Source organism: Burkholderia sp. AU16741 (genome assembly GCF_002223345.1).
In the GTDB taxonomy this organism is placed as follows: Bacteria; Pseudomonadota; Gammaproteobacteria; order Burkholderiales; family Burkholderiaceae; genus Burkholderia; species Burkholderia sola.
This window is the reverse complement of the sequence record NZ_NKEZ01000008.1, coordinates 1,010,107-1,024,266: the sequence shown is the minus strand read 5'-3', so window position 1 is coordinate 1,024,266 and position 14,160 is coordinate 1,010,107. Positions and strand designations below refer to the sequence as shown.

Here is a 14,160-nt window from a genome sequence, read left to right as displayed (position 1 = left end):
ACGCGCGGCGCCCTGCACGCCGCGACGCGATCGTTCGAGTGTACGGACGCACCCGGCAGCGGGAACGCCGCTGTTTCGTAGCGGCAGGAAGGAGCCGGCGCCCCGGCGCCGCGCGGGCTACGAGACGCGCGCGGCGTGCGGCAACCATGCCGCGCGTCGTCGTTCGGACCCTGAAAGCGGCGTGGGCGGCCGCGCACGCCGCCGCGCGCGATCATCCGATCACTGATCGAGACACCGCACGCACAGCCGCTTCGCCTGGCTCGCCGGCAAGCCGCGGCACATCATCACGACCGGACGCGCGTGGCACGACGGGGCGTCGGCGGAGGCGGCCGGCAACGGCAGCCTGCGCGCGCGATCGGGCGGCGTGGTCGCGGCCGCGTCCATGCGTCGCTGCCGCGCCGGCGGCGGCACGTCGCGCACCACCGGGATCGGTTCGATGCCGCCTTCGTGCGCGTTGCGCTGCGCGCTCGCGACGACGCGGCTCACGTAGCCGCTCGAGAAGCCGGTCGTGAAGTTGCCGCTGTAATAGCACGACAGCGCCGCGCGCAACGCGGCCTGCGTCGCGCGGCCGGTGCCCGACGAGCGCGCGAAGCATTCGGTCAGGATCGCGCCGCCGGCACGCAGGTTGCGGCACGGCTCGAACATCGTCGCTTCGTCGAGCCCGTATTTCGCGAAATTGCGTTCGTTCACCTGCGCGAGCCCGACGCTGTAGCTGAAGCCGCGCGACGACAGTTCGCGCGCGGTCGCGCGCGCCTCGTCGAGCGAGGCGGGCTGGCGCGCCAGATGCCCGCCGACCACGCCGATCGCATACGGATTGAAGCCCGACTCGGTGCGCACGAGCGCGGCGAGCGTATCGGGGTCGACGTTCGGCGCGCACGCGCGCGCCAGTTGCGCGAAACCGGCGGCGCTGCGGGCCGCCTGCGCGACGCCGGGCTGGCCGCACGCGAGCACGAGCGCGACGAGCGCGGCAACGCACGCGGCGGCGGTTCGCAGTGCGTGCGCGCGCATCATCCGGCTCCCGCGACCCGATACGACAGCACGAGCCCGTGCACGAGCAGCGACCAGCCGTCGAGCGCGACGAACAACAGCAGCTTGAACGGCACGGAGATCGTCGTCGGCGAGATCATCTGCATCCCGAGCGCCAGCAGGATGTTCGCGACCAGTAGGTCGACCACGATGAACACGATGTAGATCACGAAGCCGATCTGAAACGCCTTCGTCAGCTCGGCGAGCGTGAAGCTCGGCACCAGCACGAGCAGGTCGTCGTCCTTGATGCCGTCCGCGCGGTTCTTCGGCCACACCGACGTCGCGGTGCGCACGAAGAATTCGCGATCGCGCTGCCGCGTATGCGAGACGAGGAAATCCTTGATCGGCGGCAGCGCGGCATCGGCGAGCGCGCCGATGTCCGAGGTCGACAACTGTGCCGACGCATCGAAGTGGCGCGCCTGCAGCGCGTCGCGGATCGACATCCCGACGGGCGCCATGATGAACAGCGACAGGATCAGCGCGATGCCGTTCAGCACCAGGTTCGGCGGCACCTGCTGGATCCCGAGCGCGGAGCGCAGCAGGCCGAGCACGACCACCAGCTTCGTGTAGCTCGTCACCATCAGCGCGGCGAACGGCGCGATGCCGAGCGCGGCGATCACCGCGATCAGCGCGACCGGATTCGGCAGGTTGCCCATCGTTTCAGCGCTCGCGCGGCGCGGGTTGCGTCAGCGTGACGACGCGTACGCCGAGCTTCTGGCCGACCGCGATCAGATGACCGGTGCCGATCAGCATCCCGTTCGCGACGAGATGGATCACGCTCTGGTTGATGCCCTGCTGCAGCTCGATCACGGCGCCCGGCTGCAGCGCGCTCAGCTCGCCGAGCGGCATCGACGTGGGCGGCAGCTCGAAGCGCAGGTCGACCGCGAGGCCGTCGAGGGAGCGCGGCGCGTCGGCGGGCGGTGCGTCGTGCGTCGTCGGCGGCGCGGAGTCGGTGCGGGTCGGTTCCAAAGGCATCTCCCTGATTCGTTCGACGGTCAGCCGGTTGCCCGACGGCCGTCCGGTGATTTCCCACGCCGGCGCGGCCGGCAGCCGCGCGACGCACAGCAGGTTCTGCTCGTGCGCCTGCCAGCGCTCGATCGCGATGATGTCGCCGCCGACGACGTCGGCGAGTTCGGCCGTCGTCAGCTCGGTGCGGCCGATCTCGAACACGAGCGGCACGGGCAGGCTCGCGTAGGCCGCGCGCGCGTCGGCGAGCGCGGCCGGCGCGGCCGCGAAGAACACGGCCAGCGCGTCCGGCGCGTCGAACAGCAGCGCGCCGTGGCCGCGCCACGCGGCGTCGGTGCGCCGCAGCTCGAACCGCAGCGCGGCCGGCGAGGCGCGCCAGGCCGGCGCGCCGTCGGGCGGCGGCAGCAATTCCACGCGCTGCCGCGTCGCCGCCTGCAGCACGGCCGTGAGCGGTGCGGCGAGATCGGCGAGCAGCGCCGCGCGGATCACGGCCGGGACCGCCGGATCGGCCGCGTCGCCGAGCCATTCGGTTTCCGCGATCGGGTCGATCCACAGCGTGCCGGCGGCCGGGCCGACGACGAAGCGGTATGCGTGCGCGTCGGCGGCCGGCTCGGCGTCGACGCGCCAGCGCACCTCGTACGCGTGCTCGCCGAGCGTGACCGGGACGGCGCCGGTCGCGCAGTACGCATGCGACAGCCCGCGCGCGGCGGCGGCGGACAGACGCGGCAGGTGGGGCGACGCGTCGAGCGCGACCGCGGCCGGCGCGGCGGCGGGCGGCGGGGAAGCGGCGGGCATGGCCGGGTTCGCGGCGTCGCCGGCGTCGGCATTCGTCAGGAACAGCGCAGGCACGGCGGGATCGGGGCGGATTCGGCGTCGGTTCGACGGGTTGTTCTGATGCCGGCGGCGCCGAGGGGCGCGCGGCTGCTGCGTCGATTGTAGGGACGGCGATGGCCGCGTGCCGCGCCGGAATCCGTAGTCGCGGCCATCGCGCGCGGATGGCGGGAGCGGGGCGCTACGAAGCGTGACGAGGTGCGGCGGCGTGGGATGAAGCGGGCCGCGCGACGGCTGGCGGTCAAAGGCAACCGCCGCCCGGAGGCGGCGGTCGGGGCGCGGCTGGTTGGCCGGCCGGGCGGCGTGCAGGCCGCATCCGGCCGGCTGGCCGCGAGGGGCTGCGAATCCGCGCAGCGCGGTGGGGAGGCGTTGCCGGCGCGCCGCGAACGGGCGGCGCGCGGATGAAGCGTTACGCGTAGTCGGCGGCCATCGCGGGCTGCGGCGCCGCGCGCACGAACGGCGCCGCGTCGTGACGCTCGACGTGCGTCATCGCCGCACCGAACAGCACGAGGCGATAGCCGACCGCGTAGATCGGGATGATGCGCAGGTTCTTGTCGTGTTCGAGCTGCAGCTTCGAACGGATCCGCGAGATATGGGTGTCGAGCGTGCGCGACGACACGCCGAGCTCACGGCCCCACACGGCTTCCTGGATTGCCTGCCGCGGCACGATCTTGTTCATGTTGTCGAGCAGGAATTCGACGACGTCGAATTCGCGCGGGGTCACGTCGACGACCTTGTTGTCGATTTCGATCGTGCGGCGGACGAAGTTGATTTTTATGTTGTCGATGTACAGGTATTTGCAATCCATGGTGGCCCTCGCATGTCCGTAAAGGAGTGTTTGCGGGGTCCTGTGCTGCAACTTCCGGGCCAGGGAGCGGTTGTCGGGTGATAACGGCGTGCGGGAGCGTCGCGGGCGGCGGGGAAGCCCTGAATTTAAAAGAATTTTTAACGCGCAACGCCGGGCGCGTGATGAAAGGGCCAGAGCAATAGTGAAGGATTGTTACGTAGCATCGGGCGCGGACGTTACGGGCGTTACGTCTGACGTAACGGGGGGCGACGCCGGTAACAAGCGGCACAACTCGAGTCGGCAGCGTGCGATTGGAACCCTACATGGAACCCTACATTGGACCCTACATGTTTACCTGAAAAATCAATATAAATCAGTGGGATAAGTGATTATAATTGCCGACTTGGAACCCTACATGGAACCGTACAGCGAAGCATGACGACCGTCGCTACCTTCGAACCGTTGTTTCCCGAGGATTGCGTACTCGATCCACTGCTCGAGCAGGCCGCCGAACTCGTCGATTCTTCGCAGCGGTTACTTGCCATACGCGATACGCCGCTGGCCACCGCACTCGTGCCGCAATTGCGCGCGATGAATTCGTATTACACGAACAAGATCGAAGGCCAGCACACGACGCCTGCCAAGATCGAGGCGGCACTGCATCGGGATTATTCGACCGATATCGTCGAACGCAAGAAGCAACGTTTCGCAGTTGCGCATATCGCCGCGGAAGCTGCGCTCGAGGAGGAGTGGCGTGCGCTTTCGGTCGCGGCGTTGTTCGAGCCGGCGCGAATCTCGGCCATTCACGATCGCTTCTTTTCCTGCCTGTCTGACGACGAGCGATTGACCACTGACGGGAATGTCGTCGTCCCGGGCGAATTTCGGCACGCGGATGTGACGGTCGGGCGCCATCTGGCGCCGGAACCGGAAATGATCGAGCCGCTGCTTCAGGCCTGGGCGACACGTTATGCCCGCATTCGCGCCAAGGAATATCAAGTGATCGGCATCGCCTGTTCGCATCATCGTCTCGCCTGGGTGCACCCGTTCATGGACGGCAATGGTCGCGTGGCGCGGCTGCATTCGCATCTCGGATTGCGCGCTGCCGATCTGACCCACGGTCTCTGGTCGCCGCTTCGCGGGCTGGCGCGAGAGCATGAGCAGTATTACGAGAGGCTGAGCGAGGCCGATCAGACGCGTCGCAACGATCTGGACGGTCGTGGCAACCTATCCCAGGAAGGATTGGTCAAGTTCGCCCGGTTTTTTCTCGACTGCTGTCAGGACCAGGTCGGTTTCATGGTGCATATGACCCAGTTCGATGGAGTGACGGGACGGCTGCTGGATTTGCTGAGGTTCCTGGAAGCCAATCCGTGGACGATTCGCTCGGAAAAATCCGTGATCAAACCGGAGGCCGCTGCGCTGGCGATGGAGTTCGTGGCGCTGCGCCGAACCGTCACGCGTGCGGAATTCGCGCAGATGCTGGGTGTCAGCGACGTATTGGCGCGCAGGATCATTCGATCGCTGCTGGACTGCGGGCTGCTGACCTCGCCTTCGCATCGCGGCGAACTTTCTTTTGGATTGCCGTTGAATAGCCTCCGGTTTCTGTTTCCGAGGCTTTGGCCTGAAGTCGAGCAGGAATGAGCGTGGCGGGCCGCGTCCTGTCACGCGGCTTCGGCCCGGATGAGCATCGCGTTCTCGCGATGTGCCGAAAAACGCCGGCCACGGGGCCTGCCTCACCCCGCAGCCGGCGTCCCGGTACCTCAAGCCTTCGTGCTTTCCGCCGAATCGAACGGCAGCACGTAATGCCGCTTGCCCGTCGCCGCGAAGATCGCGTTCGCCACGGCCGGCCCGACCGGCGCGACGCCCGGCTCGCCGACCCCGGTCGGCGCCTCGGCCGACGGCACGATATGCACCTCGACCTTCGGCATCTCGGCCATCCGCAGCACGTGATAGCCGTCGAAGTTGCGTTGCTCGACCTGGCCGTCCTTCAGCGTGATCGCGCTGTGCATCGCCGCGCCGAGCCCGAAACCGATGCCGCCTTCCATCTGCGCGGCGACGATGTCGGGGTTGATCGCGATTCCGCAGTCCACCGCGCACACCACGCGCTCGACCTTCACCTTGCCGTCCGCGTCGACCGACACCTCGGCCACCTGCGCGACATAGCTCTTGAACGCCTCGGCCACCGCGATCCCGCGCCCGCGGCCCTTCGGCAGCGGCTTGGCCGGATCCCAGCCGGCCTTCTGCGCGGCGAGGTCCAGCACCGCGCGCATGCGCGGCTCCTTCGCGAGCAGGTCGCGGCGGAACGCGTACGGGTCCTTGCCGGCCGCATGCGCGGCTTCGTCGATGAACGCCTCGACCGCATAGGCCGTGTGCGAGCTGCCGACCACGCGCCACCACAGCACCGGCAGGCCGACCCGGGTGGTGGTGAGCTCGACCGACACGTTCGGCACCGCGTACGGCAGGTTCGCCGCGCCCTCGACCGACGTCGCGTCGATCCCGTTCTTGACCATGAACGCCTCGAACGGCGTGCCGGCGAGGATCGACTGGCCGACGATCCGGTGACGCCAGCCGACCAGCTTGCCGTCCGCGGTCAGGCCCGCGTCGAGCTTGTGGAAGTACATCGGCCGGTAGAAGCCGCCCTGGATGTCGTCCTCGCGGGTCCATTGCAGCTTGACCGGCTTGCCGTCCGCGCCGAGCGCCTTCGCGATCGATACCGCCTCGACCACGTAATCCGACCACGCATTCGCGCGCCGGCCGAAGCTGCCGCCCGCATACAGCGTATGGATCTTCACCTGTTCCGGCTTCAGCCCGGCCGTTTTGGCCGCGTTGCCCTGGTCGACCGTCTGGAACTGGTCGCCGGCCCAGATCTCGCAGCTGTTCGCCGTCAGCTTGACGACCGCGTCGAGCGGCTCCATCGGCGCATGCGCGAGATACGGGAATTCGTACGTCGCGCTGATCTTGCGCGTCGCGCCGGCGATCGCCGCATCGGCATCGCCGTCCTTGCGCGCGGACGCGCCCGGCTTCTCGGCGAGTTGCCGGTATTCGCGCATCAGCTCATCCGAGCTGCGCTTTTCCGCCTTCGTTTCGTCCCAGTCGATCTTCAGCGCGTCGCGGCCCTGTTTCGCGGCCCAGAAGCCCGTCGCGACGACCGCGACGCCGCCCGGCACCTGCACGACCGAGACGACGCCCGGCACGGCCTTCGCGGCCGTCGCGTCGAACGATTTCACCGTCGCGCCGAAGCGCGGCGGCCGCTGCAGCAGCGCGACGCGCATGCCGGGGAACGTCGTGTCGAGCGTGAAATGCGCGGTGCCGTTCGACTTCGACGACGCGTCGACGCGCGGAATCCGATGCCCGATCAGCTTGAAATCGGCCGGCTGCTTCAGCGTGACCTTGTCGGGCACCGGCAGCTTCGACGCATCGGCGACGAGCGTGCCGTACGCGGCCGTCTTGCCGCTCTTCGCGTGCGTGACGACGCTGTTGGCGGTGGTCAGCTCGGCGGCCGGCACCTTCCAGCGGGCCGCCGCGGCCGACACGAGCATCGCGCGCGCCTTGCCGCCCGCTTCGCGCAGTTGCTGCCACGAGTTCGCCATGGCCGAGCTGCCGCCCGTGCCCTGCATCGTGCCGAACGCGAGATTCGCGTAGCGCTTCGCGTCGGCCGGCGCGCTTTCGACGCGCACGCTCGACCAGTCGGCGTCGAGCTCCTCGGCGACGATCGTCGCGATGCCCGTATAGGCGCCCTGGCCCATTTCGACGTGCTTCGCGATCACCGTGACGGCGCCGTCGGGCGTGATGCGCAGGAATGCGTTCGGCGCGAAATCGCCGGCCGGCGCGGTCGCGGCGAGCGCGCGGCGGCCGAGGCCGGCCCAGTCGAAGCCGATGGTCAGGCTGACGGCGGCCGTGGCGCCCGCGGCTTTCAGGAACGTGCGGCGCGACGGGCGCACCGAGTCGGTGTGGTCGAGTTCGATCGTCATGGTCAGGCTCCCAGCGTCGCGGCCGCGTCGTGGATCGCGGCCCGGATGCGGGCGTAGGTCGCACAGCGGCAGAGGTTGCCGTTCATCGCGGCGTCGATGTCCGCGTCGGTCGGCTTCGGGTTCTGTTCGAGCAACGCGGTGGCCGACATGATCTGGCCTGACTGGCAGTAGCCGCATTGCGGCACCTGCAGCTTGACCCACGCGGCCTGTACGGCCTGCGCAGGCTTGCTTTGCACGCCTTCGATCGTCGTGACGTGCTTGCCCGCGATGCCGGCGAGCGGCAGCACGCACGAGCGCACGGCCTGGCCTTCGAGATGGATCGTGCACGCGCCGCACTGCGCCATGCCGCAGCCGAATTTCGTGCCGGTCAGTCCCGCATGTTCGCGAATCGCCCAGAGGACGGGCATCGACGGATCGGCGTCGAGCGTGACGTTCTTGCCGTTCAGGACAAACGAGGTAGGCATGTTGTATGTCTCCGTGGGGAAAACCCGCCGCACGGGCAGGTTAGCCGGGAGTGTGCGCGAGGAGCCGGTGTTTGCGTCTACCCAATCCTGCAAATTTATTGAACAATCCTGCAAATCCCCGGCACGCCGCAGGCCGTTTCGCTATGCTCGCGCGACACGGGAAATCTTTCGAGGATGCGTCATGGACATGACCGATATCGTGGCGTCGCGCGAATCCGGGCGGCGCGAACTGGCGTCGCTGATCGGCCGTTTCGCGCCGGCGGACGGTTCGCATTCGACGGCCGTGCCGGGCCTGATGCTGCATCGGCACACGCGGCCGGTCGATCTCGGCTGCGGCGTATCGCGCGCCGCGCTGGTGATCGCCGCGCAGGGCGCGAAGCGCGTGATCGTGGCCGGCCAGGCTTACGAATACGACACCCACAATTGCCTGATTACGTCGATCGACTTGCCGATCCTCTCGCGCGTGACGCGTGCGTCGATGGACGAACCGTACCTGTGCCTGTCGCTGACGCTCGATCCGCAGCGCATCGTCGAGCTGGCGGCCGAGATGCGGCTCCCCGAACCCGACGCGGGCCCGGAAGGCGAGGGAATCGCGCTCGCGGAGCTGACGCCGCCGTTGCTCGATGCGGCGCTGCGGCTGCTGCGGCTGCTCGATACGCCGGCCGATATCGCGGTCGTCGCGCCGCTGATCGAAAAGGAAGTGCTGTATCGGCTGATGACGAGCGGGCAGGGCACGCGGCTGCGGCACATGGCGATCGCGGGCAGCCAGACGCACCGGATCGCGCGCGCGATCGAATGGATCCGCGATCATTTCGCGGAGCCGATGCGCGTCGAATCGCTCGCGCAGGCGGTCAACATGAGCGTGTCGTCGCTGCACCATCATTTCAAGCACGTGACGACGCTCAGCCCGCTGCAGTACCAGAAGCAACTGCGGCTGCACGAGGCGCGGCGGCTGTTGCTGCGGCAGGGCGGCGACGTCGGGTCGGTGGCGGCCGTCGTCGGCTACGAAAGCGCGTCGCAGTTCAGCCGCGAATACAGCCGGCTGTTCGGCGCGCCGCCGATGCGCGACGTCGTGCATCTGCGGAAGAAGGAACTGCTCGGCTGACGGGCGGCCGGCCATCGATCGTCATCGCACGACGGCAGCGCGTTGTGCTCGAGGACGTGTGTGGCGACGAGCGGCCCGCTGCGATTGCGCGCGGTGCCGGCTGGCGCCACTTCGCGACTGAAATCGTTGACCGTCCTCCGACGCAGGCCTTCGTCGATCGCGAACGTTTGTGTCTCACGCATGCGTCGTCGGAACAGGGACGAGCCCACGGCGATTGCCGGATCGATACGGTTCGATGCGACGAAGCGCGCGATGAATCAGGCTTTTACGAGATTGAAGGTCTGGGCGATTTTTTTAATAGAAATGTTTCAGTGATGAGAATCAAGCGGATAGCTGGATGAAGATGTCTATTCGATGAATCGACCGTTATCGCTTCGTGGGCGAAAGGTGAGTCGAGTGGAAACAAAAAAATGCACACGACGTTTTTTTTTGGGATCGCACGTTTTCATTGGTTCGGTTATTGCGCCTGAAACATGCCGGATGGCGCGATTTTTCACCGCGTGATCGTGGGGGGATTTTCACGGATGAATCAAATTCCTTGTGCATTTCAGGGAGAACCCGTGTTCCCGCCGTATCGGCGGCCGTTCGGCAGGAGGCACCGAGTGAACGGCCCCCGATCGTCGGGGTAATGGACGGCATGCTGGCATGCCGCGACACGCGGTTTGTCAGCGGAAACGCGCGGACTACGCGCGGTGAGTCGAGATTCGCTTCTCAAGATTGAAACACCCGTTCGCACGGGTGTCCGCCAACGCGCGGCGAGCCGGATTCTTCCGTCAAATCACGGGATTGCGCCACGATCTTCAATGATCGCTGTAGGGCCCGCCCCGTTATCGCGATACATTCATGAAACGAAAAAACGCCGTTTCCGGAGAAATGATCAGGCCTGGCGGACGCACGCCGCATGCAATGCTCGGTGGAATATCGCATGGCATGGGGTTTGCGATATAGGCCATACCGGCGAGCGGTCGACACGATGCAACAACGATGTGGGGGCGGCCAGTTCGTCACGAGCCTGTCGGGGAAACGGCGATGAACACTATAAGCAGTGGCATGATCCGCGCATTTCTTGCGCACCAAAGGGGTAGTGGGAACGATCGGGGTAGCGCTTGCGACGCAGTGCCAGCGTCGTCGGTAGCGCGTTGCCTGTTTCCTGCCCGCCGCGCACGCCGCGTGCTGGCGCGGCCGTCGCTTCGTGCGGCAACCCGCCGACAGCGGTGCTCGACTTCATTCAGCGTTTCCGGATGCGGCCGGCTGTTCGTTCCGGACAGCGTGGCGCCGATTCCTCTTCAACCGTGCAGCGCCGTTTCGATCGCGCCGGGCCAGCCCCGGCGTGGGGCGGACTAGATCGAACGCGCGTAGGCCGGATTGTCCGGTAGGACTTTCTTCGTCAGCTCAGGGAGCAGACATGTCGTCTGGCTGCAATGCAGGCCCGTTATCACCCGGATGAAGGGTGCGTGTCGAGCGGGCACTGCATTTTGCGGTAGTCAATACAATCGCCAATTTTCAATTCCGGAAACGGGTGCCAGTGCGGCATTCGTTTTCGACGGGGTATTGAAAAATAGCGAGCCGAAAAGGCGTGCGTGTCATTTCGGTTAATTGAATCAAGGTGTTTTTTGGATCTTCTCAATGATCTTAAAAATAATAGAAAACACCTACTCTGAAATTTTGGACAACGTAAAAACATAAAATTAGACTTCGACTTGGCAAAAATAATGTTGCCGATTTGTGATCGCAGATTTGCGAGGCGGCAATTGTTTATTGATTTGATAGTGATCCTTATTTTTAAGGATTGCTCGTGGCTGGAAGGTCGATGGCGTGCGATCTTCCGTGCTCATTCTCTCCACGCCGTTAGGAGTCCACCATGAAGAAGCTTCTGATTGCAGCAGCAGTTCTGGCGGTTTCGGGTGCAGCGTTTGCCGGCAGCGGCACGGTGTCGACCAGCAACTCGTCGAGCGGCGGCCAGACGATGGCCGGGGTCACCGGGTTCGGTCACTTCTCCGCGACCGATTCGGGTGCGGCGCTCGGCGCAGCCGGCGCAATGGCTGGCGGCGGCGGCAGCGGTTCGATCTCGTACACGAACCACACCCAAACGTCGACGGTCGGCGGCTTCGGCTTCGGCGGTGCGCAGGCTGGCGGCAGCAGCGGCGCGAATGCCGGCTCGACCGGCTGGACGTACCACCACTAAGCCGCGACGCGTAGCGTTCGTCATTGGCTGGCGGGTCGGATGCCGGGCCTTGCCCCGTGCGGACAGGCCCGGCTCCGCCACCGTCGAACTTCCTCACGGCAAGGAATTGCTATGAAAGCCAAAGTCATATTAGCGACAGCGCTCACCGTCCTATCGTCGGCCGTATTGGCAGCAGGTTCGTTCACGACCAACCAGACGCAATCCGTCGCAGCGGGTGTGTCCGGTTCGGTACTGGTCGGGTCCGGCAGCTATACGAGCAATTCGACATCGACGGCTGGTGCGAGCGCTGGAAGTACCGTGACACCCGCCGGTTCCGTCGGCACGGCGTCCGCCAACCACAACTCGACCTCGACGGCCAGCGGTTTCGGCACGAACGGGGGCGCGTTTGCGGCAGGCGGCGGTATCGGTGCCGCAGGCTCGTACGGCGGAAACAGCAAAACGAACGAGAACGCAAACGCACTGTCGGGAGGGGTGACCGCCACGATCGTACTCGGCGCGAACCACTACACGGCCACGGGCGCGAACGACAACGGTAATGCCAACGCGGGTGCCGCGGGGTGGACGGGCGGGGGTGGATCGGGCGCGATCACCGGCTCGAATCACACCAACGCGTCGACCGCGTGGAGTACCGGTCCGGCCGGTTCGCCGTCCGCGTCGGGCGGAAGCCAGAGCAGTTCGAGCGCGACCGGGAGCAGTCATTAGTCAGGGGTGGGGGGCCAGTTTCCCAGCGACGCTGGTCTCTTTTCCCGCCTTGTTGTCACGTAAGGAGTTGGCATGAAGCAGAACCTGATTGCCGCCGCTCTGATGCTCGCGTCACTGACGGCATATGGCACCGACCGTGCTGCCGATGGTGGGCAATCGACTATGCAGACGTCAAACAACCCTGCTCAGACAACCAAACCGTCAGAACAACAGTCGCTTTCGTCGGGCAGTGCCATCGGCGCACCGGGCACCCAGCAGCAGGGCATGCCGGATGGCCCGTGGTCCCAGCTGGGTAGCGGCTGGAAGCAGTTCGGGGAAGCAGCAAAAACTGAAGTCATTCAGGGGAAGTAGCACGGTTGCCTGGGTAGGAGGTCCAACCTCGTCCGGAGAGTGAAATGAACAGCAACAGGATCAAGGTGGCATGCGCGGCGATGTTCGCGATGTCCGCAATCGGTGCCCAGGCGCAAACTGCCGACTCGACTTCGAGCGCGCAATCCTCGACGTCGTCGACGGCGGTCAGCCAGGGCGGCGGCTCGAGCATGAACACGAACACCACGAGTTCGCGCGGCGGTAATGCAACGAGCAGCAGCGGGGTGCGCGGCAGCGGCAATTCGAGCGTGAACGTCAACGTGACGATGCCGTCCGGCACGGCCGGCGGCAACGTGACGCCGCAGAGCGTGAACTCGCTGCAGTCGTCCGGCGCGCCCGGCACCAACCCGTACAACACCCAGATTTCGGAAAACGTCAACTACTCGGGCACGCAGACGATCAAGACGAACCCGTCGATCCAGGCGCCGGGCCTCACGACCACGCTGTCCGATACCTGCATGGGCTCGGTGAGCGTCGGCGTGTCGTTCCCGGGGTTCGGCGCGACGGGCGGCACGACGCTGGTCGACCAGGCCTGCGTGCGGCGTCTCGATGCGCGTGAATTCCGTGCGATGGGCCTGACCGACGTGGCGCTCGCGCTGCTGTGCCAGAGCGACGCGAACCGGCGCGCGGTGGAAGCGACCGGGCACCTGTGCCCGGGCACGACCGTACCGCTCGCGCGTTCGAACGTGGCGCCCAGCGTCGAAGCGACCGTCGCGGACGACATCAAGTATCGCGATCCGATCGTGCGCAACCGGATGGGCCTGCCGCCGCTCGGCTCGGCCGCGCCGGTACCCGCGCCCGCGGCGACGCGCCCGATCGAGACGGCGTCGATGCGCGCTGCGCCGGTTTCGGTGCCGGTGCCGGCGATGGCGCCTGTCGCCGCCGCTCCGGCCGTTGCGACGCAGGCTGTTGCCGCAGCGGCCCCCGCTGTTGCAGCGCCGACGGTTGCCGCTGCAGTCCCGGCAGCCGCGGCACCTGCGGCTGCTACCACGCCCGTCGCGCCTGTTGCGGCCGCCGCCGCGCCCGCCGCATCTGTCGTGCCGGCCGTGCCGGCTGCCGCGGTCATCGCCGCGCCGGCTGTGGCCGACAAGGCATCGCCAGCGCCTGCCGCACCGGTTGCCGAGACGAAGGCGCCGGAGCCCGCGCAACCGGTCGCCGAGAAGGTGCCCGAGCCAGCGCCGGCTGTCGCCGACAAGGCCCCCGAGCCTTTACCGGCCGTCGCCGACAAGGCCCCCGAGCCCACCCCGGCCGTCGCCGGCAACGCATCGGAGCCGATGCCTGCCGCGACCGACGCCGCGCAGGCCGCGGGCGAACCGGTGGCCGAACCGATGCCGGCGGCCGCCGTCGTTGCGGCGCCTGCCGCTGACGCGAAGGCTACCGAGCCGGCGCCGCAGGCAATCGCCGAAGCGCCTGCTCCGGAAGCCGCGCAGCCTGCCGTCGCCGCGGCGCCCGCCGACATGCCGGCAGCCGCTTCTACCGTGCCGGACGCAGTCGAAACTGCTGGCACAGCGGCTGCGCATGCCGCCGGCATGCCTGCATTGACCGATCCCGCGCAAGCGTTGCCGCCCGCCACGGTCGAACAGCAGGCCGCACCGGCTGCGCCGCTCGCGCCGGCGCCGACCGTCATCTCGACGAGTACCTCGTCGTGAGCATGCGGGCCGGCCTGCCGTGCGACCGGCGCGCCGATCGCACGGCAGGCGTTCGGCCCGTTGCCCGATCGTCTTTTCCGGTTTGACGGGTGTTGTTCCGATCCCCGA

The 14,160-nt window shown here is 67.1% G+C and carries 15 protein-coding genes; 7 read left to right on the top strand and 8 right to left on the bottom strand.

Features of this window, described 5'->3' with window-relative positions; genetic code table 11:
• Positions 1-219: 219 nt before the first annotated feature.
• The 4 genes from CFB89_RS25080 to CFB89_RS25065 all read right to left on the bottom strand — a co-directional run bounded on the left by CFB89_RS25080 (position 220) and on the right by CFB89_RS25065 (position 3,631).
• Positions 220-1,008: a lytic transglycosylase domain-containing protein gene (locus tag CFB89_RS25080; RefSeq protein ID WP_089470616.1), complete on the bottom strand. Its 789-nt coding sequence runs from the start codon at positions 1,006-1,008 to the stop codon at positions 220-222.
• Positions 1,008-1,682 (bottom strand): type III secretion system export apparatus subunit SctR, encoded by a 675-nt coding sequence (gene sctR, locus CFB89_RS25075; protein ID WP_089470211.1) that lies wholly within the window; start codon positions 1,680-1,682, stop codon positions 1,008-1,010. Before sctR ends, CFB89_RS25080 begins: the two co-directional genes overlap by 1 nt.
• Before the next feature lie 4 nt (positions 1,683-1,686).
• Entirely contained in the window at positions 1,687-2,841 is a 1,155-nt protein-coding gene (gene sctQ / locus CFB89_RS25070; protein WP_089470210.1) for a type III secretion system cytoplasmic ring protein SctQ, read from the bottom strand.
• Between the two features lie 391 nt (positions 2,842-3,232).
• Entirely contained in the window at positions 3,233-3,631 is a 399-nt protein-coding gene (locus CFB89_RS25065) for a winged helix-turn-helix domain-containing protein (protein ID WP_089470209.1), read from the bottom strand.
• A gap of 414 nt (positions 3,632-4,045) precedes the next feature.
• Between CFB89_RS25065 and CFB89_RS25060 the strand changes: the two genes are divergently transcribed.
• A complete protein-coding gene (locus CFB89_RS25060) occupies positions 4,046-5,248 on the top strand; it encodes a Fic family protein (RefSeq protein ID WP_089470208.1) in 1,203 nt (400 codons plus the stop codon).
• A 119-nt stretch (positions 5,249-5,367) separates the two neighbouring features.
• Here the strand turns inward: CFB89_RS25060 and CFB89_RS25055 are convergent, their stop codons facing one another.
• Both CFB89_RS25055 and CFB89_RS25050 read right to left on the bottom strand, forming a co-directional pair.
• Entirely contained in the window at positions 5,368-7,578 is a 2,211-nt protein-coding gene (locus CFB89_RS25055) for a xanthine dehydrogenase family protein molybdopterin-binding subunit (RefSeq protein WP_089470207.1), read from the bottom strand.
• A gap of 2 nt (positions 7,579-7,580) precedes the next feature.
• Positions 7,581-8,042 carry a (2Fe-2S)-binding protein gene (locus tag CFB89_RS25050; RefSeq protein ID WP_050015050.1) on the bottom strand — a complete coding sequence of 154 codons (462 nt, stop codon included), beginning with the start codon at positions 8,040-8,042 and terminating at the stop codon, positions 7,581-7,583.
• 181 nt (positions 8,043-8,223) lie between these two features.
• On the opposite strand from CFB89_RS25050, the gene CFB89_RS25045 reads away from it, so the two are divergent.
• Together CFB89_RS25045 and CFB89_RS25040 are read left to right on the top strand one after the other, a co-directional pair.
• Positions 8,224-9,147 carry an AraC family transcriptional regulator gene (locus tag CFB89_RS25045; RefSeq protein ID WP_089470206.1) on the top strand — a complete coding sequence of 308 codons (924 nt, stop codon included), beginning with the start codon at positions 8,224-8,226 and terminating at the stop codon, positions 9,145-9,147.
• Between the two features lie 44 nt (positions 9,148-9,191).
• Positions 9,192-9,488: a hypothetical protein gene (locus tag CFB89_RS25040; RefSeq protein ID WP_179233529.1), complete on the top strand. Its 297-nt coding sequence runs from the start codon at positions 9,192-9,194 to the stop codon at positions 9,486-9,488.
• A 695-nt stretch (positions 9,489-10,183) separates the two neighbouring features.
• On the opposite strand, the gene CFB89_RS35060 is transcribed toward CFB89_RS25040, so the two are convergent.
• A complete protein-coding gene (locus CFB89_RS35060; protein ID WP_179233528.1) occupies positions 10,184-10,375 on the bottom strand; it encodes a hypothetical protein in 192 nt (63 codons plus the stop codon).
• 633 nt (positions 10,376-11,008) lie between these two features.
• Here CFB89_RS35060 and CFB89_RS25030 point away from each other — a divergent pair.
• The 3 genes from CFB89_RS25030 to CFB89_RS25020 all read left to right on the top strand — a co-directional run bounded on the left by CFB89_RS25030 (position 11,009) and on the right by CFB89_RS25020 (position 12,385).
• Positions 11,009-11,332, top strand: coding sequence for a hypothetical protein (locus CFB89_RS25030; protein ID WP_089470204.1), 324 nt, complete (start codon positions 11,009-11,011; stop codon positions 11,330-11,332).
• 111 nt (positions 11,333-11,443) lie between these two features.
• The gene (locus CFB89_RS25025; protein WP_089470203.1) at positions 11,444-12,034 is read left to right on the top strand and encodes a hypothetical protein; all 591 of its coding nucleotides are present in this window, start codon (positions 11,444-11,446) and stop codon (positions 12,032-12,034) included.
• 72 nt (positions 12,035-12,106) lie between these two features.
• The gene (locus CFB89_RS25020; protein ID WP_089470202.1) at positions 12,107-12,385 is read left to right on the top strand and encodes a hypothetical protein; all 279 of its coding nucleotides are present in this window, start codon (positions 12,107-12,109) and stop codon (positions 12,383-12,385) included.
• On the opposite strand, the gene CFB89_RS35495 is transcribed toward CFB89_RS25020, so the two are convergent.
• Positions 12,369-12,662, bottom strand: a complete 294-nt coding sequence (locus tag CFB89_RS35495) for a hypothetical protein (RefSeq protein WP_256979757.1) — start codon at positions 12,660-12,662, stop codon at positions 12,369-12,371. The two genes, CFB89_RS25020 and CFB89_RS35495, sit on opposite strands and share 17 nt — an antisense overlap.
• On the opposite strand from CFB89_RS35495, the gene CFB89_RS25015 reads away from it, so the two are divergent.
• The gene (locus tag CFB89_RS25015; protein WP_256979756.1) at positions 12,652-14,052 is read left to right on the top strand and encodes a chemotaxis protein CheA; all 1,401 of its coding nucleotides are present in this window, start codon (positions 12,652-12,654) and stop codon (positions 14,050-14,052) included. The two genes, CFB89_RS35495 and CFB89_RS25015, sit on opposite strands and share 11 nt — an antisense overlap.
• Positions 14,053-14,160 lie beyond the last annotated feature (108 nt).